The organism is Haloactinopolyspora sp. (assembly GCF_027324685.1).
Lineage (GTDB): Bacteria > Actinomycetota > Actinomycetes > Jiangellales > Jiangellaceae > Haloactinopolyspora.
In genome coordinates this window covers 13,108-36,986 of record NZ_DAHVSH010000036.1, presented here as the reverse complement: position 1 = coordinate 36,986, position 23,879 = coordinate 13,108, and the positions used below count along the sequence as shown (strand labels likewise).

The following is a 23,879-nucleotide window of genomic DNA, read 5'->3' as shown; positions in this document are numbered from 1 at the left end:
CGCTGAGCAGCAGCTCAACCCTTGACAGCGCCCGTAGAGTCTGTTTTGGAAAGTTTGTTCACTTTGGGCTATCGGGGGGTAGCCGTGCAACACAAGGCAACCGCTGAACGCCGATACCGGATGGAACTCGCTGTGGTCGTCGGAGTCGGCGTACTCATCGCGCTCGTGGCCGTGATAGCCATCCTGACCATCAATCCCGCGCCCGTGGAAGAGACGGACGACTTCAACTCTCAGCCGCTGGCCCCAGCCGAGTTGGGCCACCTCGCGGTCTGACGATCCGGCTCAACTCCAGCGAACCCGGACCTGCGTGCGCCACAGGTCCAGTACGTCGGCGCGCCCCTCGGCCCTGATCTCATCGCTCCGGTTCCACAGCCCCAGGTAGAGCTGGACGGCAGTGCCGGAGAGCACGGCGTCGGGGTGGACGGTGTCCGTGGGTGTGGTCACCACCGGGTCGGCACTGATGCGCATCGACCAGGCGTCGCCGGTGTCGGTGGCGCGGACGGCCACGGTGAACGGCTCGTCGGCACGCAGCCGGCCCGACCGGCGCGGCACGAAACCGCACAACAACTCGTCGATACCGTCGACGGCGACCGCGGCGGGAATCGTCACGTCGGACGCCGAGGGGCGCCGGGCCAGGACGGCTGAGACGGCATCGACGCCGTGGATGGTCGTTTCGTGGGCCTGCCGGCGAGCCCAGAACCACCGGGGCACCGGAGCGTCGGCCAAGAAGACCACGGCCTCGGCGTCGTCGGATGTGGTGCGCAGCGTGTCGGTCAAGGCCTCCAAGCCGGCAGCGAACCACGCCAACAGGTCCGGGGCCGTCCTGGCCTGGGCCAGCGACTCCTCGGTGTCGGGCTCGCGTTCGCCGCGAAGATTGGCCGCCGCCCAGCGGTGCACCATGCCTTGATGCGCGACGAGTTCGGCGACGTCCCACTCCGCACACGTGGGCACCTGAGCCTCCAGGCCGGCCGCACCGGCCGCGACCTGCAGGCCCGACCCGGCCAGCTGCAGAGCATCGAGGTAATCGTCGAAGGCCAGGCGCATCGGCATGTGCCGCATCGTACGGACCCGCACCGACAGCGACCCCAAGGCCGCGACGGTGGTGGCCGGTTCCAGTCACGACCGTTGCCACCGGCGATCATGCTGCGTAGCCTTCCCGACACGTCCTGAACTGCCGCTGAACTCTCACGCCATCGCGTTGGAACGATTCACCACGGAGGGGTCTCATGGCTGACCGTCCGGAAGACCAGGAGCAGACCGTCCACCCTGATGCCGTTCGGCTCAGCCGGCGCGCCTTGCTCGGGTCGGCCGCCGCGGGCGCGGGAATCGCTGCCTTCGGTGTCGGCCACACCGCCTCCGCGGGCCCGGCGACATCCAGCGGGGCCGGACCGCTCCGTATCGCTGACGTGACCACGGAGTACGCCGTCAATCCGCTGGGAACCGACGTCACGCGACCCCGGTTGGCGTGGATTCCGACCACCCACGGCCACGGCGCCGTCCAAACCGCCTACCAGGTCGTCGTCGCGACCGACCCCGGCCTCCTCGACCCCAGGCACGCCGACGTGTGGGACTCCGGGCGGGTGGACTCCGCGGAGTCGACCGGCATCGAATACGCCGGCCCGCCGCTGGCCCCTCGGACCCGTTATCACTGGCGGGTCCGGCTCTGGGACGGCGACGGCCGCGGAACACGATGGAGCGACCCGGCGTGGTTCGAGACCGGGCTGCGCGACGAAGGCTTCGGCGCGGCTCAGTGGATCGGCGCCGAGCCCACCGGAGTGGAACGTCCGGACGTGCACGGTGCGTCCTGGGTGTGGACGCCGGGCGCGACCCAGGACAACGCCCCGGAGGGCCCGGCCTGGTTCCGCGGCCGGTTCACGCTACCGGCCGGCGCCGACGTCGTCTCCGCGCAGTTGACGATGACCGCGGACGACGACTACACCGCCTACCTCGACGGCCAGGAGGTGCTGTCGGCGCCGGTCGAGGTCGACGGGTGGCGCAGCGCCGAGACGACGGAGGTCACCGGCATCGTCGCCGCTGCGGCCGGCGGTGACCTCGTGCTCGCCGCGCGGGCGACCAACCGGCCCGGCGCGGGCATCAACCCGGCCGGATTGATCGCCAAACTGGTCGTGCACACCAGCGCCGGTGACGAGCTCGTCTTCAGGACCGACGACTCCTGGGTGGGCACGGGCACCGAGGTCGACGGGTGGCAGGACCCCGGGTTCGACGACTCCGGCTGGGATTCGGTCGTCGTGCTCGCGCCGTACGGCGAGGGCGCGTGGGGCGACGGCGTCTCGGTACCGGTCCCCGAACAGCCCGCGCCGTTGCTGCGCCGGACGTTCACCCTCGACCGCTCGATCACCCGGGCGCGGCTCTACGCCAGCGGCCTGGCGTACCACGAACTGCACGTCAACGGCGCGCGCGTCGGCGACACCGTCCTCGACCCCGGATTCACCGACTACGACGAGACCGTTCTCTACGTCACGCACGACGTCACCGACCTGCTGCGCGAAGGCGAGAACGCGCTCAGCGCAGAGCTGGGCCGCGGCTTCTTCGGGATGACGACACCGAACGTCTGGCGCTGGGAGCAGGCGAGTTGGCACGGCGAGCCGCGTCTCATAGCCCGCCTGGTCGTCGAGCACGACGACGGCTCGGTCACCGAGATCACCACGGACGAGCAGTGGCGAGTCGCCGACGGGCCCACGGTCTCGAACTCGCTGTACGCCGGCGAAAGCTACGACGCCCGGCTCGAACAAGGCGGGTGGACCGAGCCAGCTTTCGACGACGGCGGCTGGGCTCGGGCCAGCGTCCTGCCGGCTCCCGCGGGGACGCTGCGAGCCCAGGAGAACGAGCCGATCCGGGTCATCGAGGACGTCGCACCGGTCTCGTTCACCGAACCCGCGCCCGGTACGTGGGTCGCCGACTTCGGCCGCACGACGGCGGGGTGGACGCGCCTGCGGGTGACGGCACCTGCCGGAACCACGATCTCGATGCGCCACGGCGAGGCGCTGGCCGCGGACGGCACCGTCGAGGCGTCGACCGGGCATGTGCCGGGACGCTTCCAGGTGGACGAATACACCGCGCGCGGCACCGGCGAGGAGGTGTGGGAGGCGAAGTTCTCATACAAGGGGTTCCGCTACGTCCAGCTCGACGGGCTGCCGAGCGCTCCGACCACCGACACGGTGACCATGCGCGTCGTGCACTCCGACGTCGCCGAGATCACCGAGTTCGATTGCGACGAGCCGACGTACGTCCAGCTCGAGCGGATGATGCGCCGCACGGTGCTGAACAACCTGCACAGCTTCCCCACCGACACGCCGATGTACGAGAAGAACGGCTGGACCGGCGACGCCCAGGTCGGCGCACCGACGATGGCGTTGACCTTGGGCCTCGCGCCGTTCTTCACCAAGTGGCTGGGCGACCTGCGCGACAGCCAGATCGACAGTGACCAGATTCCCGTCATCGTCCCCAGCGGCGGATGGGGTTATCAGGAGCTCGCGCCCGCGCCGGAGTGGACCACCGTCTACCCGTACCTGCTGCGCGAGATGCACCGCTGGTACGGCGACACCCGCGTGCTCAGCGAGCACTGGGAACCGGCGCTGGCCTATGTGGACTGGGAGCTGGGCCGCCTGGAGGACGGCCTCGCCGTCACCGCCCTCGGCGACTACCTGTCCCCCGGCACCGGCGGGAACCCGCCCGAGGACACCCGGCTGACCGCGACGGCGTATCTGCATCGAGCGTTGATCGCGATGGCCGAGATCGGCGAGCTACTCGGGCACGACGACGAGGCGGCGCGGTTGCGGTCGGCGGCCGATGATTTGCGGACAAGGCTGAACGAGACCTTCCTCGACACTGAACGCGGGCTGTATCGCACCGACCAGGACCCCGAGTACCGCCAGACGTCCAACGCCGTCCCGCTGGCACTCGGCCTGGTGCCCGACGAGTACGTCCAAGCCGTCGTGGACAGCCTGGTCGCCGACATCGAACAACGCGACTGGCATCTGAACACCGGGTGCCTCGGGACGCAGGTGCTGCTCCCGGTCCTGACCGCGCACGGACACGCCGACACCGCGGCGAAGGTGGCTTTGCAGCGCACCGACCCGAGCTGGGGCCACTGGATCGACTCCGGCGCCGACACGATGTGGGAGATGTGGGGCGCGAACACGCGCTCGCGTGACCACTACTTCAAGGGCACCGTCGTGCAGTGGCTGCTGGAGAACGTGGCGGGGCTGCGCTGTGTCGCCGACGGCTGGCGGTCCATCGTGGTGCGCCCGGACGCGCGTTCGCAGGTCTCGTCCGTGTCGCTGAGCACCGACACGGTCCGCGGGCGGGTGGGTGTGGCGTGGCGCCAGGACGGGCGGTCGCTGCGGATGGACGTCACGGTGCCGGTCGGGTCGACCGCCGAGGTGCACGTTCCGGCCGAGTCCGCAGACGACGTCACCGCCGCCCCGTCCCGCCATGTCGGCGACATCCGGGCCGAGCCCGGCTACGTCGTGCACACCGTCGGCGCCGGCCGGTGGCGCTTCACCAGCCGCTCAGCCGGGCAACCGTAGCGATCACCACTCGGCGAACGAGCCGTCGGTGTGGCGCCACACCGGCGAACGCCACCGGTGCCCGGTCTTGTCCGCCCGGCGCACGGCGTCCTCGTCGATGCGGATCCCGAGCCCGGGCCCTTGCGGGCGCTCCACGTAACCGTCGACGAACTGGAACACCGCCGGATCGACGAGGTAGTCGAGCAGATCGTTGCCGACGTTGTAGTGGATGCCCAGGCTCTGCTCCTGGATCAGGAAGTTCGGCGTCGCGAAGGCCACCTGCAGGCTCGCCGCCAAGGCGATCGGCCCGAGCGGGCAATGCGGAGCGAGCACGGCGTCGGACATTTCGGCCAGGGCGGCGATCCGCCGTACCTCAGAGATACCGCCGGCATGCGAGATGTCCGGCTGCACCACGCTCACCCCGGCCGCCAGCGGCGTGGTGAACTCCTGGCGGTGGTAATACCGCTCGCCGACGGCGATGGGTACCGAACTGCAGGCCACCACCGAATCGATCTGCCCAGCGAACTCCGGCAGCACCGGCTCCTCGACGAACATCGGATGCAGCGACGCCATCAACGGCAGCAACCGCCGCGCGTTGGCCACCGAGACCCGGCCGTGGAAATCGACGGCGACGTCGTTGTCCGGGCCCAGCACCTCCCGCGCGGCCGCCAGCCGACGCACCACGGCGTCGGTCTCGGCGCTGGTCGCGATCGGCGACATGGCCGCACTGGCGTTCATCTTCACCGCCGTGAAGCCCTGCTCGAGCTTCTCGCTGATGGCGTCGGCGATCTCGCCCGGCTCGTCGCCGCCGACCCAGGTGTACATGCGGACCCGATCCCGGACCGGCCCGCCGAGCAACGCATGCACGGGAGCGGAGTAGTACTGACCGGCGATGTCCCACAGGGCTTGGTCGATACCGGCGACGGCGCTGGACAGCACCGGCCCGCCGCGGTAGAAGCCGCCTCGGGTCAGCACCTGCCAGTGGTCTTCGATCCGCAGCGGATCCTGACCGATCAGGTGATCTGCGAGCTCGTGCACGGCCGCCCGGACGGTCTCGGCCCGGCCTTCGACGATCGGCTCACCCCACCCGACGAGACCGTCGTCGGTACTGATGCGGCAGAACAGCCAGCGCGGAGCCACGCTGAACGTCTCGACGTCGACGATCTTCATCGGGTTTCCTTCTCTTCACGCAGTTCAGTGCGTAGCTCGCGAACGTCGCGATCGGCCTGTTCGAGCAGGTCGTGGACAGCCCGTTCGGCGGCGTCGGCGTCTCCGGCGGCCACGGCGTCGTAGACGGCCCGGTGGGCCGGCACGCTGTCGGCCCAGGTGCCCTGCCCGTGCACCAGCAGGTCGCGTGCCTGTAGCCCGGTCTCGATGACCAGCTCCATCTGCTGCAGGAGCTCGTTGTGGGCCGAGAACAGCAGCACGCGATGGAACGTGAGGTCGGCTTCGATGACATCCGCGGCTGCGGCGTCGGGGTCAGCGAGCACTTCGAGAGCGGCTCGCAGCGCGTCGAGGTCGGCGTCGCTGCGCCGCTCGGCGGCCAAGCGCGCCCCGGCCGGTTCGACGATGCCGCGCACCTCGGCGAGATTGTCGAGAAACGCGTCGTCCGGCCCGGCCTCGGTCTGCCAGCGCAACACGTCGGCGTCGAGCAGGGCCCAGTCCTCGCGCGGGCGGACGAACGTGCCGCGCTTGGGCCGCGCGTCGACCATCCCCTTGGCGGCGAGCACCCGCAGCGCCTCGCGTACGACGGTTCGGCTGACGCCGAGCTCGTTCTCGAGCTGCACCGGGTCGATCGACTGCCCCGGCGGGATGTCGCCCCGGATGATCCGCTGACCGACGTGCGCCACGACGGAGCCGTGGATGCCGCGGTACGGAGAAGTGTGCGGAAGTCGGGTCATGGTCGGGTCCCCCTCAACACGGCGCCGAATCGATTGCGGTGCGCGGACGCCCCGGCGCCCCGGCCGCACAAGCTCGCCAACATGCTCCCCGTCATCCGTACTCCCTGCCATCGGTCAAGGTTGATGCAACCCGCTGCATACGAACCTAACACTAAGCATTTTGTATGACTATTTCTTGACACTGTCCTTGTCCGGCCTCAAGATGTCGGAGTGACCGCCGTCACGCCGGTGGAACTTGACGACCACAGCGCCCTCGCGGCGCGGAGGAGGGCGACATGAGCACGACTGACCTCTCTCGGCGGAGGTTCCTCGCCGGATCCGCCGCCATCGGCTTGTCTGGTGCGCTGGGGGGATGCGTCGGTTCAGGCGGGTCGAACGACGGCGGTGGCGGTGGTGGCGGTGAGAGCGCCGGCTCCTCCGGCCCGTTGACGCTGCAGTCCAGTGCCGCCGACCCCCAGCCCAAGGCCGCCCTCAAAGCCGTCGTCGACACGTTTGACGGTCCGGAGACGACCATCAACACCGTGGCGGTCGAGAACTTCCGCGCCCAACTGCCGACGTATCTCACCTCGGAGAATCCGCCTGACGTGCTGACCTGGTACGCGGGCTCGGTGGCCCGCGACTACGCCTCGGAAGGGCTCCTGCTCGACGTGTCCGAGCTGTGGGAAGGCGATGGCGCGTGCGCCGGCTTCTCCGATGCCCTGCGTGAACTGTCCACCACCGAGGACGGCACCCAGATCTTCGTCCCCACCCACTACTACTGGTGGGGCGTGTTCCACCGCCGATCCGCCTTCGACCAGTGGGGCATTCAGGCCCCGGAGACCTGGGACGACTTCCTCGCGCTGTGCGAGACGCTGCTCGGGCAGGGCATCACGCCGTTGACCATGGGAACCGGCTCGACGCCGTGGATGTCGTCGGGCTGGTTCGACTACCTCAACCTGCGGATCAACGGACCCGAGTTCCACCTGGCGCTCCTCAGCGGCGAGCACTCGTTCGACAGCGCCGAAGTGCGCGCGGTGATGGACGAGTACGCGAAACTGATCCCGTTCATCGACCCCAACGGCCGCTCGTACTCCTGGCAGGAAGCCGTCACCCCGCTGGTGCAGAACAAGGCGGCCATGTACCTGGTCGGAGCGTTCTTCACCGAGTCCGTGCCGTCCGACGTCGTCGACGACATCGACTTCTTCCGGGTCCCCATCATCGACGACTCGTTGCCCCTGGCCGAAGAGGCGCCGACGGACGGGTACTTCGCGGCCTCCCGCACCGACAACCCCGCCGGGGCGAAGGAGCTGATGTCGCATCTCGCCGCCCCCGAGAGCCAAGAGGTCTACGTCGCCAAGGCCGGCGGGGCGTTCCTGCCCACGTCCACCGACGTCGACACCTCCGGCTTCTCGCCCATGATCCAGAAGGGCATCACGCTGCTCGAGGAGTCCGACCAGCTGACCCAGTTCTTCAACCGCGATTCCAGCGACGAGCTGCAGACCACGGCCGACACCGCCCTGACCCGCTTCCTCGACCAACCCGACCAGGTAGACGACATCTTGGCCCAGTGGCAGCAGGCTGCTGAGCAGGTGTTCCAAGGGTGAGTTCCACGCAAGTCGCCACCCCGGAGACGTCCTCGCACGACGGGCGCCAGCCGGTGCGCGCGGGGCGTCGATGGCGCCGAGTACCGCCGCTGGTCTGGGTGTTCCTGCTGGTGCCCTTGGCCGTCGAGCTGGCCTGGGTGTTCTGGCCCGCGCTGAACAGTTTCTCGCTGTCGCTCACGAAGTGGAACGGCGTCGGCGCCGCCGAACCAGTCGGTCTGGACAACTACCGGCGGATGTTCGACGACCCGATCGTGCGCACCGCCGTCACCAACACGGTGATCTGGATCGTCGTGTTCGGTGGTCTGTCGGTGCTCATCGGGTTGGGGCTCGCCGTCGCCCTGAACCGGCCTCGGCGCGGCGTCGGGCTCTATCGCAGCGCGATCTACCTGCCGATGGTCTTCGCGCTGGCGGTGACCGGACTGTTCTGGCGTGTGCTCTACCAGCCCGGCGGGACAGTCAACTCCGCTCTGGAGAACATCGGGCTGGACGGAGTGGCGCGGCAATGGCTCGCCGACCCGGACACCGCGCTGTACGCCGTCCTCGTCGCCGCGATCTGGCGCCAGGTCGGCTACATCATGGTGCTGTATCTGGCCGGACTGAAAGGCTGCGATCCCAGCCTGGAAGAGGCTGCGGCCGTCGACGGCGCCTCGGCCTGGCAGCGGTTCCGCTATGTCGTGTTCCCCCAGCTGCGCGGCGTGAACACGGTCGTGTTCGCCATCACGGTGATCGACTCGCTGCGGACGTTCGACATCGTCTGGGCCATGACCCGCGGCGGGCCGTACAACAGCAGCCAGCTGCTCAGCACCTACATGTTCGAGCAGGGCTTCACCGCGCTGAACCTCGGCTACAGCTCCGCGCTCGCCGTGGTGATCTTCGTGCTGGCGATCGGGTTCATCATCACGTACCTCGTCCGCGCGACCCGGGAGGACTGAGACGTGACCACCGAAACCGCAGTGGATCCCGGCACGGTCCGCCGCAGCGCCAACGTCGGGCCGCGTCGGCGCGGCTGGATCTTCCACGCCTGCATGGCGCCGCTGACGCTGCTGTGGGTCGCACCGATGGTGTTCGTACTCGCGGTGGCGTTCCGCTCGTTCGACGACATCGCCGCGCGCGGCCTGGGCGCGCTGCCGGCGTCGTTCTCGTTGGACGGGTTCAGCACGGCGCTGAGTGAGGGCGCGATCGGGCGAGCCCTGGCCAACAGCGCCGTCGTCACCGTCATCGGCGTCGTCGCCACCTTGTTCCTGGCCTCGCTGGCGGCGTTCGCGCTGAGCCGCCACGCCATCCCGTTCAGCCGGACGATCCTGCTCACCATGCTGGCCGGGAACCTGTTACCACCACAGATCCTGCTGATTCCGGTATCGAGCATCACGCAGTCGCTGGGCATCTACGACTCGCTATTCGCGCTCATCGTCGTCCAGGTCGGCTTCGGGCTCGGCTTCTACACCTTCGTCCTGCACGGGTTCATGCGCTCGATCCCGAACGAGGTGCTGGAGGCCGCTGTGGTCGACGGCGCCGGCTCGGCGCGCATCTACGCGCGAATCGTCCTGCCGCTGTGCCGTCCCGCCCTGGCCGCGTTGGCGGCGCTGGCGACCACGTGGATCTTCAACGACCTGATCTGGGCGCTGACCGTGCTGCGCACCGAGACCAAGTTCCCGATCACCGTCGCCCTGCTGAACCTGCAAGGCGGCTTCGTCAGCAACTGGAACGTGGTGGCCTCCGGCGCCGTGCTGGCCGCTATCCCGACCGCGGTCGTGTTCTTCGCGTTCCAGAAACACTTCGTCTCCGGGCTGCTGGTGGGGGCGAACAAATAGCAGCAGCTCGTCTTCGGCCGGGGTCTTACCCGGCCGGGGTCCAAGCCCCGTCGCACTCGACTCGACCTAGGAGCCATGAACGTGCCCGTTCCTCTCGCCGATCACCTTCCCGACCGCATGACGATCAGTCTGTGGGACTTCACCTGGTACACCCGCACCGGGCCGGGTGAGCCGTTCGAGGACCTGGACGCTGCTTTCGCCCGCGCCGTCGAACTCGGCTACGACACCGTGCGCATCTGCGCGATGCCGTTCCTGCTGTTCGGCTCCGGACTCGACACGTCGAAGGTCGAGCTCGGCCCGCTGGGTGGTGATTACGGGCAGGGCACCCGCTGGTACGACGTCAAACACACCACCACGATCGATGCACGCGAGCACCTGCTCGAGCTCTTCCGGGCCGCTGACCGGCACGACTGCTTCGTCATCGTGTCGAGCTGGGAGTACCAGCAAAGCCCGTCGTTCGCCACCGACCGAGCCTGGTTCGACGCGCTCCTCGCCGTCGAACCGGACGAGCGCGCCGTGCGGTTGGCTGACGCCCATGCCGACCTCATCGACTTGTTGGCCGAACACGGACTCGCCGACCGCGTCGCGTTCGTCGAGCTGCACAACGAGGTGCAGGGCGGGCATCTGACCGAAGGCCTGGCGACCGACGAGCCGTACGTCGTCGGCCTGAAACCCCGGCTGACCCGCGGTATCGAGCAGTTCAAGTCCCGGCACCCCGACGTGCCGGTGACGGTGAACTACGCGCGCGTGCCGCTGGACGAGCTACGCGGCGTGCCGGAGAACATCGACGTCGCGGTGTTTCACCCGTACGTGTACGGCGTGCTGGGCGGGCTGATCCAGGAGTTCGGCCTGCGCGGCCCGGCCGCGGAGTTCCCGCAGGACGCCGTCCGGTCCGAGCTGCTGCGACCCGACGCGCCGGACCTGGCGGACTGGGCTCCGCCCGCGGCGGATCGGTGGAAGCTGGACGCGACGGTGGTCCGCCCGACCGAGATCTACGTGCACGACTGGTGCGACGTGAACGCCTTCGATCGCTGGCTGTACGAACGCTACGGCGAATACCGCCTTGCCATGACCGACAAGCTCGTGACTTGGATCAACGGCGCCGCCGACTTCGCCTTGTCCCGTGGAGTCCCGCTGGTCCTGGGTGAAGGCTGGGTCGGTTACACCCCGCTGGGCAGCTGGTTCGAGGAAGGCCCGGTCGGCGCGGAGATCTGCCGGCTCGCCGTGCGGACCGCTGCGTCGGTCGGAGCGCGGGGCACCGTGGTCTGTTCCAACGCCGCACCGCACCACGCCATGTGGGGCGAGGCCGACTTGCAACGCTGGTGCAACGCGGCCTTCCGCGAGGCGCCGGCGGATCCGGCTTGGCGGCGTTAGGACTCGTGTCGTCGTGGGCGCGGCCGGCGCGGTCGGTGATCGTCATTGGCCGCCCAGGTCGCCGCTCGTCACGGCTGCCTCGGGTCGGTGATGTCGGTCGTGAAGATCGTCGTGCCGAAGATTGCCGAAGTTGACCGGTCGTGATGATCGTCGTGGCACAAACTGCCGGTATAGCCCGCACTTCCTCGCACGACGATCTTCACGACCAACACCACCAGGCATTCACGTCCGATTCGCCCCGATCAGCACCGGCCAACCGGCCCTGCCAGCAGCCCCACGCGCCCCGCAACCGCCCAACACCCAGGTCGTGCAGATCGTCGTGGGAAAACATGCCGAAATCAGCAGTCGTGATGATCGTCGTGCCTGAAAGTGCCGAAGGTGACCGGTCGTGAAGATCGTCGTGCCAGAAAATGCCGGTATAGCCCGCACTCCCTTGCACGACGATCTTCACGACCGACACCACGAGGCATTCACGCCCGATTCGCTCCCACCAACCGGCACCACCAGGCATTCGCGCCCGATTCGCCCTAATCAGCACCGCCAACCGGCCCCGCCAGCAGACCACGCACCCCCGAGGCCGCCCAACACCCGGTCACGACGAGCCGTGAACCGCCGCCACGGCACGGCGGGCGTCGTCGGCAACGAGGTCGGCGTTGATAGACGCCGCCGCATTCGTTCCCGCGGCCGCTGCACCGATGACCTGGGCACGAGGGTCAGCGACGTTACCGGCCACCCAGACGCCCGGCACCTCGGTGGCACCATTCGAGTCGGCCGCGATGTAGGTCGCGACGACCTGGCCGTTCATCTCCATCTCCGTTGGCTTCACCCCCAGTGACTCGAAGACTCCGGCACGAGCGGTCATCCGGGTCTGCACCACGACCGCGTCGCACTCGACCAGCGCCCCGGATCGCAACCGGATCCCGGCGATGTGGTCGTCGACGACCTCCACGGCCGCCACTTCGCCCTCGACGATCTTGATGCCCCGGGCAGTCAGCTGAGCCAGCTCATCGACCTCGGGCGTCGGCGCCGTGTTGAGCAGCAGAGTGACGTTCGCGCTCCACTGCCGGAACAGCTGCGCCTGGTGCACCGCGAGCGGCCCGGTGGCCAGGACACCGATCGCCTGGTCCCGGACCTCCCAACCGTGGCAATAGGGGCAGTGCAGCACGTCGTTGCCCCATCGCTCGGCCACGCCGGGAACGTCGGGCAACTCGTCCACCAGCCCGGTGGCCACCAACAACCGTCGCGCCACGACCGACCTGTCGTCGCCGAGCTCGACGTCGAAGCCGTCGTCGTCGCGACGGGCGACGGCGCTGACCTCGCCGGACACGATCTCGCCGCCATAGGCGGCGACCTCGGCACGACCGATGGCCACCAGCTCACTCGGCGGCGTACCTTCGCGTCCGAGGTAATTGTGTACGTGCCCGGCTGGTGCGTTGCGCGGGCTACCCGCGTCGACCACCAGGACCGAACGGCGCGCTCGGGCCAGAGTCAGTGCCGCGCCGAGGCCGGCCGCACCGCCACCCACGACCACCACGTCATACGTTGCGTTCATCGTGCACTCCCTGCTCGATCGATCCCCCGGTGGCTAGGTCATCGCCACCTTGATGAGAATTGTTCTCACCCTCCCCAGAACATGGCAATCCTTGTTGCTGGTATGGCAAAATTCCCAGATGAACGACGAAGCCGCGTTCAACGAGGTGCTCGACGCCGTCGGGCCTCGGTTACGAGCCTTGCGCCAGCAGCGCGGAGCCACCTTGAGCCAGCTCTCCGCGAGCACCGGCATCTCGGTGAGCACACTGTCGCGATTGGAATCCGGGCGTCGCCGGCCGACGCTTGAACTGCTGTTACCCCTGGCCAAGGCGCACCAGGTGGCGTTGGACGAACTCGTCGGCGCACCGCAGACCGGCGATCCCCGCATCCATCCGCGCCCAGTCACCCGGCACGGCATGACCTACATCCCCTTGACGCGCCGACCCGGCGGGTTGCAGGCCTTCAAATTGATCATTCCGCCCGGCACACAGTCCAGTTCGCCGGAGCCGAAGACACATGAGGGCTACGAGTGGTTCTACGTCCTGTCCGGGCAGATCCGCCTCGTACTGGGTGAACACGACCTGGTGATGAAGGCCGGCGAAGCAGCTGAGTTCGACACCCGCGTACCCCATTGGTTCGGTAACGCCGGATCCCAGCCGGTGGAGATCCTCAGCCTCTTCGGCCCGCAGGGTGAGCGACTCCACGTCCGCGCCCGCCCACGCAAGCAGCGCAATTAGCCGCCGCGCCACGGACGGCCAGGCGCCAGGCCTGGTCATCGATGGTCCGGCCACCCGCGGCCGCTGGCATACCCGCGCTCGGCGAGGTATCGACGCAGCCGGATTCCGTGGGCCACGGCGCCGATCGCTGCCCCGACCATGCCCACGATCAACAGCACCCGGATCGCCGTCGTCCAATCGACGGCGAGACCGGTGAAGTCGAAGGGAAAGATCGCCAGGATCCACCCCAGGGTGATCACCGTGAGCATGGCGGCAGCGAACTCAGCAGCTGATCGCAGCCAGTCGGTATCGGAGGCGGCAGCGGTGAGGTTCGCCACGAGGTCGACGACCAGCCACAGCGCCACCAGGCCGAGAACGTCTGACGTGCGATCGTTGAAGAACGACAGCAACTCCCAGCCCGGCCAGACGAAGATCAGGAACAGCAGCGCCAGGTCGATGCCGGCGGCGAGCACGAACCGGGACCTCGAAACCTTGCGCGGCTGCTGCGTGGACGAATCCATGCCTACCCCCGTCGACGCTGCCTCGTCCTGAGTCGAGGTTGGCACCGTGGGATCGTCGGCATCAGGGCCGAAAGTCCGCAGGGTCGAACTGGTTGTGCGCAGGCAGAACGACGGATTTTTCTCAGCGAAGGTTCTCGTCCACCGTCCCGCTGACTTTGCCTTCCGCGGCCGCGGCTTCGGCCTTCGCATCGCTGACCGCAGCCTGGGCCATCTCGGTGACCTCCTCGACCGTCGACGCGCCCAGTTCCGGGGTATCGGCTTCGGTCAGTTCTCGCGTACCCGAGTCGTCACCGGCGGGCGCTTGCTCGTCGTCGGCGCCCTGGTCGTCTCCGGCGCCTTGGGCAGGTGCACCCATCCGGGAATGGTCACCGAAGGCATCGGTGACCGTCTTGATCGCCTGGGTGAGCTCACCCGGGATGACCCAGAACGTGTTGTTCTCACCGCCGGCGAGCTGCGGCAGGGTCTCGAGGTACTTGTACGCCAGGACCTTGGGGTCGGCGTTGTTCCGGTGCACGGACTGGAAGACCCGCTCGACGGCTTTGGCTTCACCGTCGGCTCGCAGGATCGCGGCCTGCTGATCGCCCTGCGCCTCGAGGATGGACTGCTGGCGCGTGCCTTCAGCGGTGAGGATCTTCGACTGGCGCTCACCTTCGGCGTGCAGGATGATCGCGCGCTTGTCGCGCTCGGCCCGCATCTGCTTCTCCATGGCTTCCTTGATGGTCGACGGCGGGTCGATCGCCTTGATCTCCACGCGATTGACGCGGATGCCCCACTTACCGGTGGCTTCGTCGAGGACGGAGCGCAGTTGGGCGTTGATGTCCTCGCGCGAGGTGAGCGTCTTCTCGAGGTCCATGCTGCCGATGACGTTACGCAGCGTGGTCACCGTGAGCTGGTCGATGGCCTGCAGGTAGTCGGCGACCTCGTAGGCAGCCGAGCGAGGGTCGGTGATCTGGTAATAGAGCACGGTGTCGATGTTCACGACCAGGTTGTCCTCGGTGATCACCGGTTGCGGTTGCGACGAGAACACCTGCTCGCGGATGTCGAGCTTGGTGTTGATGCGGTCGGCCACCGGAATGATGAAGTTCAGCCCCGGTTGGAGTGTGGTGCGGAACCGGCCGAAACGCTCGACGTTGTACCGGTGCGCCTGGGGGACGATCCGCACGGTCGAGACGACGGCGAACACCACGAGCACCGCCGCGATGATGATCAGCACGAAGGGTTCCATAGCTCCTGCGCTTCCGTGTCGGCAATCGGGCTCATGGCAAGAGTTCCCGCGGGTAGACGATGGCCGTCGCGCCCTCGATCTCCATGACGTCGACCAGAGACCCCGCCGGAATCACGTGATCGTCGTCGAGCGTGCGCGCCGACCATTCCTCCCCGGAGAGCTTGATGAGCCCGTGAGAGGCGGTGACTTCCTTGATCACCACGGCCTTCTTCCCGACGAGCGCATCACTGCCATCGCGCACCAACGGAGGCTGACTCATGTGCCGCCTCGCGATCGGCCGGATGATCAGCAGCCCGGCCGCTGCGGCCGCCGCGAAAGCCAGGACTTGTAGCAGCCACATTCCGCCGAGGCCGGCGACGACTGCGGCGACTACGGCGGCAGCAGCCAGTAGCCCCAAGGCGAGCGTCAGAGTGAAGAACTCCGCGACGCCAAGGGCCACTGCGGCGACGAGCCACGCGATCCACAATCGAACCGACCTCCCGTCCGGGGCGGTACTTACCAAACTACCGCGCCGGCCTGGTTGTGAACACGTTTCGAAGGCGCATACGCACGCACTGACGAGCGCAGCCGGAGTGACAGACCGATCACGTCGGTGCACCATCGCCGCATGGACGTTCTCAGCAGCCGGATCCTGCTCCGCCCCGTCGATCTACAGCGCACGTTGCGGTTCTACCGTGACGTGCTCGGGCTGGCGATACATCGCGAATTCGGCCCACCGGAGCATCCGGGCACGGTCTTCTTCCTCGGGCCAGGTCTACTGGAGGTGTCGGGCAGCTCGGATCAACCGCCCTCGGGCTCGCTTCAGCTCTGGTTGCAGGTACGCGACGTCCACGCCGAACGCGACCGGCTCGCCGCCGCCGGTGTGACGATCACCCGCGAGCCCCGGCAAGAGCCGTGGGGTCTGATCGAGATGTGGATCGCCGACCCCGACGGCGTGGCGCTCGTCCTGGTGGAGATCCCGTCTGATCACCCGCTACGGCGAGACACCAGGGCGGTCCCTGAAACGTGATCGACAGGGCCTACTGCCGTCCGGGGCGATGTAGGTCCATGTCGATCAATGGTTGCCGGCCGCCGCGGCGTCGATGAACCGAAGGTCGACGAGCATCGGGACGCCGACGCTCACATCGACTTCGGCGGCGACGGCAACATCGGCACCGAATCCGGCGATGGTCAACTCTCGGCCGCTGCTGCACGTCGACAGGGCCTGGGCTATGGACGAGCGCACCGCATCGAAAGCTGCGGCGGCCGTGTGCGCTTCGGGGCTCATCGACGTCACGCCCTGACTCAGGAGAGCCGACACGACGGCGCCGGCTCCCCAGAGGTCTTCCACCGCTGGGCGCAACGACCCGTCGGGCCAGCGCTCCCCAGCGGCGACCAGGGTCACGGCTGTCTCGGGCTCGGTTGCCAGTCGCTCGGCCAGCCATCGGGCGACAGCCGAACGATTGCGCAGCGAGGCGGCGAGTACATCGGCTCCTGCCCCGGCCACCTGGGCGCTGATGGTTGATCCGTTCGGCGACGGCAGAACCAGTCGAGACAACCCATGAGCCGCCTGTACCGACTGCGGCGACAGACTCACGGTCGCCACGTTGCCCGGTCGTTGCGCTTCCAGTCGACCCACCGCGAGCGTCGCGTCGTGCCGGCGGGCGAACTCCACCGCCGAATCGTCCGCCCATCGGTAGGGATACACCTCGGCGCCGATGTCGACGGCCACACTCAATGTCGTGGTGAAACTCAGCACGTCGACGATCACCGCGGTAGTCGCGGCATCCAGGGTGTGCACGGCGCCGACCGGACCCCACTCCACGCGTACCCGCGCATGGTCCTGGCTGTGGGGGCCCGGCACGGCACCCTCCTCGACCTGGTGACCGACAGGGAACTGCTACTGCCCGACGATAGTAGTTCCCTCGCCGATCACGTCTCAGGTACGCACCAGCTGAAGTTCGGTGAACGCGTCGTCGATCAACCGCTTGTTGTGGCGCATGACCTCCGTCGGCATGGTGAAGATCGACACCAGCCACCAGATGCCGAAACCCTGCAAGGTCAGCAAGGCGATCACCGCTTTGGGCCATTCGCGCTGGTAGACGTAGGAGATCGTGGGCGACAAGACCGTTGTGAGGATCCACGCCAGGACCACGCTGCGCGGCTGCCGGGTCTGGTACATGCGACGGAAGAGGATGCGGTCGCGTTCGTCGGCGATGGCGGCAAGGGCGACATCGAGGTGCCGGTCAGCGGCCCTGGCCGGGCCGCGGAAGAACCAGATCGCTCCCGCCACCCAGGCCAGCAAGAGAAGGACGAAGAACAATCCAACGAGATCACCCATGTACATGCTCCTTTGTCAGCACGGTCGCCGAACGAACCGTGGCCAGCGGGTCGCCGGGAGCAGCCCCCGGCAGCTGCTCCCGATCTGACTCCTGTGGGTGCTCGCGAACACGGGAACGTGACAACGCGGCCGAGATCTGGGCGTCGGGCCGCCCGACTGAGGCAGCAGCGCTGGCAACGACAGCGGGCTACACCGTCGGCCGCGCGACGCCGCCGGCCTACTGCGTCAAGGCGCGGACTTCGGCACCGAGCAGGTCGTCGTACTCCTGGACCAGCCGTTCGAACCGTGGATCCGCCGACGGCGAGTCGGCTCGGACGACCGGCTCACCAGCCAGCAACGTGCCCAGGTGCTGCATCGAGATGTCCCACACCGCCGCCGCCCGCTTCACGAGTTCGGCGTCGTCGATCGTGACGTCGAAAACGACCGCACCCCCGCGGTCGGTCGGCTGCAGCTCCCAGCGCAGCATCTCGTCGTTGCCGCCCCAATCCTCGGGGAGGCGCAGCACCAGCCGACGTGGCCGCTCGGCGTCGATGACCTCACCCTCGGCGGTATGGCCGTCGGGGAACCGCACCGTCACGACGCCTCCCGCCACCGGGTCGATCGTGGCTTGCCACGGCGCCCACGTAGACAGTTCGTCATCGTCGGTCAGGGCCTGCCACACACTGTGACCGTCGTGGTCGTAATGCGCCGACAGCCGCAGGGTCAGCCGACCGGCCTCGTCGAGGCGCACGTCGGCATCGAACACAGCTCCCGCGGACACGGCGCCCAGGCTACCCGGCGGCCCGATGCGCCCGATCAGCCAGCGCCCGCACGTGTTCGGCGAGCTCCGGCGGCTCGTGCACGGTGAACTCACATCCGAGTACGACCAGCCGACCCGCCAGCCACTCCATGGAATCGTCGCGAGAGACATCCAGTCGGCAACGATCACCGTCGACTGGCACGACGTCGCCCGGCTCGTCACCCAGTCGGCCGGCGATCCGCGACACCGGAGCGTCGAACGTCACCGCGACGCGATACGTGGGCGTTGCCCAGTCCGACCGTCGGCCGGCGACATAGGCGGCAGCGTCGCGCGCCGGGAGCTCCCGCGGAACCACCCGGGACCCGGTCGGCTGTGGGCGCAAGACGCGATCGACGCGGAACGTGCGCCAGCCGTCCCGGTCCACGTCGTAAGCCACGAGGTACCAGCGCCGCCCGGACGACACCAGGCCGAACGGTTCGGTCAACCGAGAGCTTTCCGTCGCATCGCCGGCCCGGTAGGCGAACCGCACCTTCTCCCGATTCGACACAGCCGCAGCAAGCGTCACCAACACCTCCGGGTCGACCGAGGCGTCCGTGGCAAGTGTCGAGGCCGCGGTACCGAGCGAGCGCACGCGATACCGCAGCCGAGGCGGCAGGACCTGCTCGAGCTTGGCCAGCGCCCGCACCGACGCGTCCTCGATGCCCACGACGGCGTGGCCCACCGCGGCACGCAATCCGACGGCGATCGCGACCGCCTCCTCGTCGTCGAGCACCAGCGGCGGCATCGCCGCACCCGCGACGAGCCGGTACCCGCCGGTGGCGCCCATGCTCGCCTCGACCGGATACCCCAGCTCACGCAACCGATCGACGTCGCGCCGGACGGTTCTCGGGCTCACCCCCAGCCGCGCGGCGAGCTCGCTGCCGGGCCACTCACGCGGAGTCTGCAACAGCGACAGCAAGGTCAGCAGCCGCACCGACGTATCGCTCATGAAGCCCAGCATGGATCAGAAGTAGGACCGATTCTGACCTATACCGAACCTAGCGTTGCGGTTCATCGCGAAAGACACCCGCCCGAGGAGAACCGCCATGACCGACGAGATCCGGCCATTCCGCATCGCCATCCGCACGAGGACCTGGAGGACCTGCACCAGCGGCTCGCGCGAACTCGCTGGATCGCCCAACTACCCGGCGACCCGTGGAGCCGCGGTGTCCCCATGGACTATCTGCGTGAGCTCGGCGACTACTGGCGCACGGACTACGACTGGCGTGCCCAGGAGTCCACGTTGAACACGTTCGACCAGTACACGACCGAGATCGACAGCCTGGACATCCACTTCGTCCACGTGCGCTCACCTGAGCCGGACGCGCTGCCGCTGCTCCTCACCCACGGCTGGCCGAACTCGTTCGTCGAGTTCAGCCGGACGATCGCGCCGCTGGCCGATCCTCGCCGCCACGGCGGCGACCCGAAGCAGGCCTTCCACGTGGTCGTCCCGTCGATTCCGGGGTTCGGTTTCTCCGATCCGCCCCGCACGCCTGAGATTAGCGTGCGCCGGGTCGCCGAGTGCTGGGCCACGCTGATGGACCGGCTGGGCTATGAGCGGTACGGCACACAGGGTGGCGATCTCGGTGCCTATGTCGCGCCCGAGGTCGCGGTCGTCGCGCCGGATCGGGTCGTCGGCGTGCACATCGACGGTGGGTTCGGTTTCCCCACGGAGGCCGACGTGCCCGGTATGTCCGAGACCGAGCGAGCGGAATGGGACATGATGCAGCAGTGGATGGGCGGCAGCGTCGATCCCCACGCGCTGTTGCGTGCCGCACCGCAGACGTTCGCGGCGGGCTGGAACGACTCGCCGGTGGGCCTGTTGGCGTGGATGGTGCAGAAGTTCCAGGACTTCACCCCGTCCGACGAACCGTTCGAGCGGTTCATCGGACGTGACCAGCTCCTGACGAACACCAGTCTGTATTGGTTCACCGGCACGGCAGCCACGTCGTCGTGGCCGATGTACGACGGGCTCGCCGCGGACGGATTCGCCTGGCCGAAGGGCCAGAACCGGGTGCCATCCGGTGTCTACGGTGGCGGTTCGGATCTGATGCGGAGGCTGGCCGGGCGTGACAACACCATCGTGCACTGGCCGCGGGACAATCCGGGCGGACACCATTTCATCGCCATGAACGAGCCCGCCGCCCACGTCGCCGATCTCCGGACCTTCTTCGACAAGGTCCGATGACGTAGGTTTCCGAGCTGCCCGTCCTTAGAGTCGTAGGGTGAGTTCTGGTTCTCCGCGCCTCGCCGGGTTCGGCCTCGGGTTTCTCATGCTGGCCGCCGGCGTGGCGGGGACCTGGCTGAGCTGGCGCTACTTCGTGGACACCGTGGCCGGTCAGCGTCTCGACGAATCGGCGTTCGCCGGCTCCAAGATCGGGCGCAATACGCTGTGGCGCGCGGCCGAGCCGGTGCTCGAGATCGTGTCGATTCCGTTCGTCGTGATCGTGCTCGTCGCCGCGGCCGTCATCGCCTTCGCCCGGCGTCGATGGTTCCTTGCCCTGCAGGTGACGGTCCTGGTGGGCGGTGCGAATCTGACCACGCAGGTGCTCAAGCGAGTCGTGTTCGACCGGCCCGACCTGGCGAGCGAGATCACCGCGCCGGGAAATTCGCTCCCCAGCGGGCACACGACGGTGGCTGCCAGTGTCGCCGCCGCGCTGCTCCTCGTCGTGCCGCGGTCGGCCCGCCCGGTGGTCGCCGTCCTCGGTGGTGGATACGCGGCTGTCACCGGCGTCTCCACGATGGTCGGCGGCTGGCACCGTCCGTCCGACGTGATCGCCGCCTTCGCCGTGGTGCTGGCCTGGGCCGGCCTCACGACGATGCTCACGGCGGTGAGCAGTCCCGAACGCGCACCTGCTGACGGCTCCGGAGCGGCGGCGACAAAGGTCGTGGCGACCTTGCTGATGTTCGGCGCCGTGGTCGCCGGAGGGTTCGCGGTTTCGGCACTGTTGCGTACCCAGGACAGGTTGGACACCGTCGGCGCACTCACCGGTCGTTCTGATCTGGCGACCGCCTATGTGGGCTCTGCGTTCGGCGTCGTCGCGGCCGCGGCGGCTCTGTTCGCCGCGGTGCTCGTGGCCCACCAGATCGCCGCGGGCGCCAGGCTGTCCGCCACCTCCGGGACCAGACAGGTGCAGCCCGCGCGGTGAGGCGAACCGTCTCGTCTACGTCAAACCGGGCGGCGCGACCACGTGGAAAACAGCAGCTCTATTCCGTTCCGAGAACACGCGTTCCAAAAGTTGCTGAAAAGTGATGGTCAAGAGTTGACATACTCTTCTGGGCAGGGCTACACAACGGGGCCGCCGAGCGGCAGACTGGCGCAATGACCTCTCGTACACCGGCCGCGAGGCCTGTTCTTCCTTCGAGTCCGTTCCAACCGGTCAGCGCTCCCCCCATCGAGAAGTTCGCTATCGACGACATGCTCACCCATGATCGCCACGGTCTGGGACGGGTCGTCGGCATTCGTGGTGACAACGAAGTACATGTCGATTTTGGTTCCGCCGTACGCCGTATTTCGTTGCCGAATCCGAAAGTGACCAGGCTCTGAATCAACCGTTGACAGGATCGGTCGAGCCACTTTCACCTGCGGCCGACCGCCGCGCCACGATGGTCGCCGGTCGGCCGCACATGTCCTGTCCTTGACCGTCGCGTTCCCCGGCTGGGAGCGTCAATATGCCGAACCGCCACCGGTGTCGTCAGGTGCTTGTTCGACGGCGTGGCCGGTGGCGTCGACCACGAACCACACGTCGTTGACGCCTTGGCCTTCGACGTCGCCTGCGGCGTCGGCGGCGTAGTAGTACAGCGGCCAGTCGCCGTAGGTCGCCTGCACCGTGCCGTCGGCGCGTTCGATGCTGCCCAGCAGGTCGGCATCCACACCGTCACCGGCGTCCGGCTCGCCTTCGAACACCGGCCAGGCGTCCAGGCAGTTGCCCTCACAGACGCTCTCACCGGGAGAGTCCTCGGTGAACAGATACAACGTCCGGCCCTCGCCGTCGACGAGGATCTCGCCGAGCGACGTGTCGGCCACCTCCACCCGGGTCGAGTCGGCAGCCTCCGCACCGGCGTCGCCACTGTCGTCTGAGCCACAGGCGGCGGCTCCCAACACCGCGACAGCGCTCATCGCCGTCCATGCCAGCTGAATCGAGCGATTCATGCGGCCTCCCCACAATCGTGGACCGGCGAGCGCTGGCGGTATCGGGCGTCCAGGACCCCAGCCGTCCATGCCATCCAGGCTGTCCAGCCCGGTCAGGTCTCCTTCTCACCGAGTGATACGTGGTGGGCTCGCGCAGGGATTGCGCCGTGTGCGTATGCCGAGTGTGTATGCCGAGTGTGATGCCGAGTATGAGAAGGTCTCGTTCGATGAGCGACGTGACGTATCCGGAGGTCGGCGCCACCCGCGACAGCCGTGAGTTGCCGGCGGGCTACCGGCATGCTCGCCGCACCGCCCCCATCGGCTCCGGCGTGTCCGCGTTCCACCGGGCCGCCCACGGTGTCATGACCTGGCAGATGCATCGACGCTGTGGGATGCGGGTGAACGCGACGTCGTATCGAGCGGCGCCAGGGGTCGAGGTGACGACCTCGCTGGGGCTCGGCCCGCTGCGCTTGAGCATGCCATGCAAGGTGGTGTGGACCGTGGAAGAGCCCCGCCGGGTCGGGTTCGGCTACGGCACCTTGCCGGGACATCCCGCCACTGGCGAGGAGGCCTTCGTCGTGGAGATCGACGACGAAGGCGCCGTCCGGTTCACCGTCACGGCGTTCAGCCGCCCCGCCACCTGGTACGCGAAACTCGGCGGCCCGTTGACCGTCCTGGCGCAGGATCTCGCCGGTCGCCAGTACGTCTCCGCCACCCGTCGGCTGACCGACGAGGCCGTGGGCCCACCCCTATGACCCCCGGCGCCATCGAGAAGGTCCTGTACATCGCGCCGGAACGACTCGAGCGGTGGCTCGCCGGATTCGAGCAGCGCCACGGTCGTGGCCACGTTCTCGCCGGCGCCGAGACCGTCACGGTCGACGCCGAGGACGGCGCCCGGGCGGAGTGTTCCGTGCCGTTCCCGCCGCTCGTCGTCGATGACGACGCCGCGTACGGCGGTCTCGTGGCGCACGCGAGCCGGGCGCGCCGGGTCGGCGTGCTGCTGGTTCGCCGCGGGGGCCACGCCGCCGGCGTGTTCGACGGCACCACGCTGGTGGCGTCGAAGGTGGGTTCCCGGCATGTCCAGGGCCGCACCGCCGCAGGCGGGCAGAGCCAACAGCGATTCGCCCGCAGACGGGCCAAACAGGCACGTGAAGCGTTCGAGGCCGCCGCCGACGTCGCCGCGCGCATCCTCGTTCCGCACGTTCCCGACCTGGATGCCGTCGTCACCGGCGGTGACCGGGCCGCGATCGACAGCGTTCTCACCGATCGGCGGCTGGCGGCCATCCGCGATTTGGTCACCGGGCCGCTGCTGAACGTCGGGGATCCGAAACTGACCGTACTGAAGTCCACGCCGGCGCAGTTCCGAGCCGTACGGATCAGGTTGGCCGAGCCGGAGTGACCCGGGTCGCGGCCGCACGAACCGAGCGAAATCCTGCACTCTGGCGAGGGGTTTGCCCAC

At 68.3% G+C, this 23,879-nt stretch carries 26 protein-coding genes; 12 read left to right on the top strand and 14 right to left on the bottom strand.

The window, feature by feature from the left end; translation table 11 throughout:
• Positions 1-84 precede the first annotated feature (84 nt).
• Positions 85-273 (top strand): hypothetical protein, encoded by a 189-nt coding sequence (locus tag M6444_RS04975; RefSeq protein ID WP_298323736.1) that lies wholly within the window; start codon positions 85-87, stop codon positions 271-273.
• A 9-nt stretch (positions 274-282) separates the two neighbouring features.
• Here M6444_RS04975 and M6444_RS04970 read toward each other — a convergent pair whose 3' ends face one another.
• On the bottom strand, positions 283-1,050 hold the full coding sequence (locus M6444_RS04970; RefSeq protein ID WP_298323735.1) for a maleylpyruvate isomerase family mycothiol-dependent enzyme: 768 nt from the start codon (positions 1,048-1,050) through the stop codon (positions 283-285).
• Positions 1,051-1,226: 176 nt separating this feature from the next.
• Between M6444_RS04970 and M6444_RS04965 the strand changes: the two genes are divergently transcribed.
• Positions 1,227-4,550, top strand: a complete 3,324-nt coding sequence (locus M6444_RS04965; RefSeq protein WP_298323734.1) for a family 78 glycoside hydrolase catalytic domain — start codon at positions 1,227-1,229, stop codon at positions 4,548-4,550.
• Between the two features lie 3 nt (positions 4,551-4,553).
• Here the strand turns inward: M6444_RS04965 and dgoD are convergent, their stop codons facing one another.
• Positions 4,554-5,699, bottom strand: a complete 1,146-nt coding sequence (dgoD, locus tag M6444_RS04960) for a galactonate dehydratase (protein ID WP_298323732.1) — start codon at positions 5,697-5,699, stop codon at positions 4,554-4,556.
• Positions 5,696-6,430, bottom strand: coding sequence for an FCD domain-containing protein (locus M6444_RS04955; protein ID WP_298323730.1), 735 nt, complete (start codon positions 6,428-6,430; stop codon positions 5,696-5,698). The genes dgoD and M6444_RS04955 overlap by 4 nt, the downstream gene beginning before the upstream one ends.
• Before the next feature lie 275 nt (positions 6,431-6,705).
• Between M6444_RS04955 and M6444_RS04950 the strand changes: the two genes are divergently transcribed.
• The 4 genes from M6444_RS04950 (at position 6,706) to M6444_RS04935 (ending at position 11,198) form a co-directional block, all read left to right on the top strand.
• Entirely contained in the window at positions 6,706-8,013 is a 1,308-nt protein-coding gene (locus tag M6444_RS04950; RefSeq protein ID WP_298323728.1) for an ABC transporter substrate-binding protein, read from the top strand.
• Positions 8,014-8,066: 53 nt separating this feature from the next.
• Complete coding sequence (locus M6444_RS04945; protein WP_363326245.1) at positions 8,067-8,945, top strand: sugar ABC transporter permease; 879 nt, start codon at positions 8,067-8,069, stop codon at positions 8,943-8,945.
• A 93-nt stretch (positions 8,946-9,038) separates the two neighbouring features.
• Positions 9,039-9,824 carry a carbohydrate ABC transporter permease gene (locus M6444_RS04940; RefSeq protein ID WP_363326244.1) on the top strand — a complete coding sequence of 262 codons (786 nt, stop codon included), beginning with the start codon at positions 9,039-9,041 and terminating at the stop codon, positions 9,822-9,824.
• Between the two features lie 81 nt (positions 9,825-9,905).
• Positions 9,906-11,198 (top strand): cellulase-like family protein, encoded by a 1,293-nt coding sequence (locus M6444_RS04935; protein ID WP_298323723.1) that lies wholly within the window; start codon positions 9,906-9,908, stop codon positions 11,196-11,198.
• 68 nt (positions 11,199-11,266) lie between these two features.
• Here M6444_RS04935 and M6444_RS04930 read toward each other — a convergent pair whose 3' ends face one another.
• From M6444_RS04930 to M6444_RS04920, 3 genes are all read right to left on the bottom strand, one after another.
• Positions 11,267-11,401 carry a hypothetical protein gene (locus M6444_RS04930; protein ID WP_298323721.1) on the bottom strand — a complete coding sequence of 45 codons (135 nt, stop codon included), beginning with the start codon at positions 11,399-11,401 and terminating at the stop codon, positions 11,267-11,269.
• Positions 11,398-11,649, bottom strand: coding sequence for a hypothetical protein (locus tag M6444_RS04925; RefSeq protein WP_298323720.1), 252 nt, complete (start codon positions 11,647-11,649; stop codon positions 11,398-11,400). The genes M6444_RS04930 and M6444_RS04925 overlap by 4 nt, the downstream gene beginning before the upstream one ends.
• A 141-nt stretch (positions 11,650-11,790) precedes the next feature.
• Positions 11,791-12,750: an NAD(P)/FAD-dependent oxidoreductase gene (locus M6444_RS04920; RefSeq protein WP_298323719.1), complete on the bottom strand. Its 960-nt coding sequence runs from the start codon at positions 12,748-12,750 to the stop codon at positions 11,791-11,793.
• A gap of 118 nt (positions 12,751-12,868) precedes the next feature.
• Between M6444_RS04920 and M6444_RS04915 the strand changes: the two genes are divergently transcribed.
• Positions 12,869-13,465 (top strand): XRE family transcriptional regulator, encoded by a 597-nt coding sequence (locus M6444_RS04915; protein WP_298323718.1) that lies wholly within the window; start codon positions 12,869-12,871, stop codon positions 13,463-13,465.
• 35 nt (positions 13,466-13,500) lie between these two features.
• Here M6444_RS04915 and M6444_RS04910 read toward each other — a convergent pair whose 3' ends face one another.
• The 3 genes from M6444_RS04910 to M6444_RS04900 all read right to left on the bottom strand — a co-directional run bounded on the left by M6444_RS04910 (position 13,501) and on the right by M6444_RS04900 (position 15,656).
• Positions 13,501-14,010 (bottom strand): hypothetical protein, encoded by a 510-nt coding sequence (locus M6444_RS04910; RefSeq protein ID WP_298323717.1) that lies wholly within the window; start codon positions 14,008-14,010, stop codon positions 13,501-13,503.
• Between the two features lie 76 nt (positions 14,011-14,086).
• On the bottom strand, positions 14,087-15,190 hold the full coding sequence (locus M6444_RS04905; RefSeq protein WP_298323715.1) for an SPFH domain-containing protein: 1,104 nt from the start codon (positions 15,188-15,190) through the stop codon (positions 14,087-14,089).
• Positions 15,191-15,221: 31 nt separating this feature from the next.
• Positions 15,222-15,656: an NfeD family protein gene (locus M6444_RS04900; protein ID WP_298323711.1), complete on the bottom strand. Its 435-nt coding sequence runs from the start codon at positions 15,654-15,656 to the stop codon at positions 15,222-15,224.
• A gap of 141 nt (positions 15,657-15,797) precedes the next feature.
• On the opposite strand from M6444_RS04900, the gene M6444_RS04895 reads away from it, so the two are divergent.
• Positions 15,798-16,199, top strand: a complete 402-nt coding sequence (locus tag M6444_RS04895; protein ID WP_298323709.1) for a VOC family protein — start codon at positions 15,798-15,800, stop codon at positions 16,197-16,199.
• Between the two features lie 45 nt (positions 16,200-16,244).
• On the opposite strand, the gene M6444_RS04890 is transcribed toward M6444_RS04895, so the two are convergent.
• The 4 genes from M6444_RS04890 to M6444_RS04875 all read right to left on the bottom strand — a co-directional run bounded on the left by M6444_RS04890 (position 16,245) and on the right by M6444_RS04875 (position 19,237).
• Positions 16,245-17,033, bottom strand: coding sequence for a 2-phosphosulfolactate phosphatase (locus M6444_RS04890; RefSeq protein WP_298323707.1), 789 nt, complete (start codon positions 17,031-17,033; stop codon positions 16,245-16,247).
• A 75-nt stretch (positions 17,034-17,108) separates the two neighbouring features.
• Complete coding sequence (locus M6444_RS04885) at positions 17,109-17,510, bottom strand: hypothetical protein (RefSeq protein ID WP_298323704.1); 402 nt, start codon at positions 17,508-17,510, stop codon at positions 17,109-17,111.
• Between the two features lie 217 nt (positions 17,511-17,727).
• Positions 17,728-18,270: an SRPBCC domain-containing protein gene (locus M6444_RS04880; protein WP_298323702.1), complete on the bottom strand. Its 543-nt coding sequence runs from the start codon at positions 18,268-18,270 to the stop codon at positions 17,728-17,730.
• Between the two features lie 10 nt (positions 18,271-18,280).
• Positions 18,281-19,237: a YafY family protein gene (locus tag M6444_RS04875; RefSeq protein ID WP_298323701.1), complete on the bottom strand. Its 957-nt coding sequence runs from the start codon at positions 19,235-19,237 to the stop codon at positions 18,281-18,283.
• 117 nt (positions 19,238-19,354) lie between these two features.
• Here M6444_RS04875 and M6444_RS04870 point away from each other — a divergent pair, with 117 nt between their 5' ends.
• Together M6444_RS04870 and M6444_RS04865 are read left to right on the top strand one after the other, a co-directional pair.
• Positions 19,355-20,476, top strand: coding sequence for an epoxide hydrolase (locus M6444_RS04870; RefSeq protein ID WP_363326243.1), 1,122 nt, complete (start codon positions 19,355-19,357; stop codon positions 20,474-20,476).
• A 37-nt stretch (positions 20,477-20,513) separates the two neighbouring features.
• Complete coding sequence (locus M6444_RS04865) at positions 20,514-21,437, top strand: phosphatase PAP2 family protein (protein WP_298323700.1); 924 nt, start codon at positions 20,514-20,516, stop codon at positions 21,435-21,437.
• 518 nt (positions 21,438-21,955) lie between these two features.
• On the opposite strand, the gene M6444_RS04860 is transcribed toward M6444_RS04865, so the two are convergent.
• The gene (locus tag M6444_RS04860) at positions 21,956-22,441 is read right to left on the bottom strand and encodes a hypothetical protein (protein WP_298323699.1); all 486 of its coding nucleotides are present in this window, start codon (positions 22,439-22,441) and stop codon (positions 21,956-21,958) included.
• Between the two features lie 206 nt (positions 22,442-22,647).
• On the opposite strand from M6444_RS04860, the gene M6444_RS04855 reads away from it, so the two are divergent.
• Together M6444_RS04855 and M6444_RS04850 are read left to right on the top strand one after the other, a co-directional pair.
• Positions 22,648-23,175 carry a DUF1990 domain-containing protein gene (locus tag M6444_RS04855; RefSeq protein ID WP_298323697.1) on the top strand — a complete coding sequence of 176 codons (528 nt, stop codon included), beginning with the start codon at positions 22,648-22,650 and terminating at the stop codon, positions 23,173-23,175.
• A complete protein-coding gene (locus tag M6444_RS04850; protein WP_298323695.1) occupies positions 23,172-23,819 on the top strand; it encodes an acVLRF1 family peptidyl-tRNA hydrolase in 648 nt (215 codons plus the stop codon). Before M6444_RS04855 ends, M6444_RS04850 begins: the two co-directional genes overlap by 4 nt.
• Positions 23,820-23,879 lie beyond the last annotated feature (60 nt).

Bases quoted from the DNA above. Each gene is read 5' to 3' on its own strand.
- M6444_RS04940 (WP_363326244.1), top strand. From the start codon at position 9,039: ATGGCGCCGCTGACGCTGCTGTGGGTCGCACCGATGGTGTTCGTACTC.
- M6444_RS04905 (WP_298323715.1), bottom strand. From the start codon at position 15,190: ATGGAACCCTTCGTGCTGATCATCATCGCGGCGGTGCTCGTGGTGTTC.
- M6444_RS04860 (WP_298323699.1), bottom strand. From the start codon at position 22,441: ATGAATCGCTCGATTCAGCTGGCATGGACGGCGATGAGCGCTGTCGCG.
- M6444_RS04920 (WP_298323719.1), bottom strand. From the start codon at position 12,750: ATGAACGCAACGTATGACGTGGTGGTCGTGGGTGGCGGTGCGGCCGGC.
- M6444_RS04895 (WP_298323709.1), top strand. From the start codon at position 15,798: ATGGACGTTCTCAGCAGCCGGATCCTGCTCCGCCCCGTCGATCTACAG.
- M6444_RS04875 (WP_298323701.1), bottom strand. From the start codon at position 19,237: ATGAGCGATACGTCGGTGCGGCTGCTGACCTTGCTGTCGCTGTTGCAG.
- M6444_RS04970 (WP_298323735.1), bottom strand. From the start codon at position 1,050: ATGCCGATGCGCCTGGCCTTCGACGATTACCTCGATGCTCTGCAGCTG.
- M6444_RS04955 (WP_298323730.1), bottom strand. From the start codon at position 6,430: ATGACCCGACTTCCGCACACTTCTCCGTACCGCGGCATCCACGGCTCC.
- M6444_RS04850 (WP_298323695.1), top strand. From the start codon at position 23,172: ATGACCCCCGGCGCCATCGAGAAGGTCCTGTACATCGCGCCGGAACGA.
- M6444_RS04965 (WP_298323734.1), top strand. From the start codon at position 1,227: ATGGCTGACCGTCCGGAAGACCAGGAGCAGACCGTCCACCCTGATGCC.
- M6444_RS04855 (WP_298323697.1), top strand. From the start codon at position 22,648: ATGAGCGACGTGACGTATCCGGAGGTCGGCGCCACCCGCGACAGCCGT.
- M6444_RS04885 (WP_298323704.1), bottom strand. From the start codon at position 17,510: ATGGGTGATCTCGTTGGATTGTTCTTCGTCCTTCTCTTGCTGGCCTGG.
- dgoD (WP_298323732.1), bottom strand. From the start codon at position 5,699: ATGAAGATCGTCGACGTCGAGACGTTCAGCGTGGCTCCGCGCTGGCTG.
- M6444_RS04950 (WP_298323728.1), top strand. From the start codon at position 6,706: ATGAGCACGACTGACCTCTCTCGGCGGAGGTTCCTCGCCGGATCCGCC.
- M6444_RS04915 (WP_298323718.1), top strand. From the start codon at position 12,869: ATGAACGACGAAGCCGCGTTCAACGAGGTGCTCGACGCCGTCGGGCCT.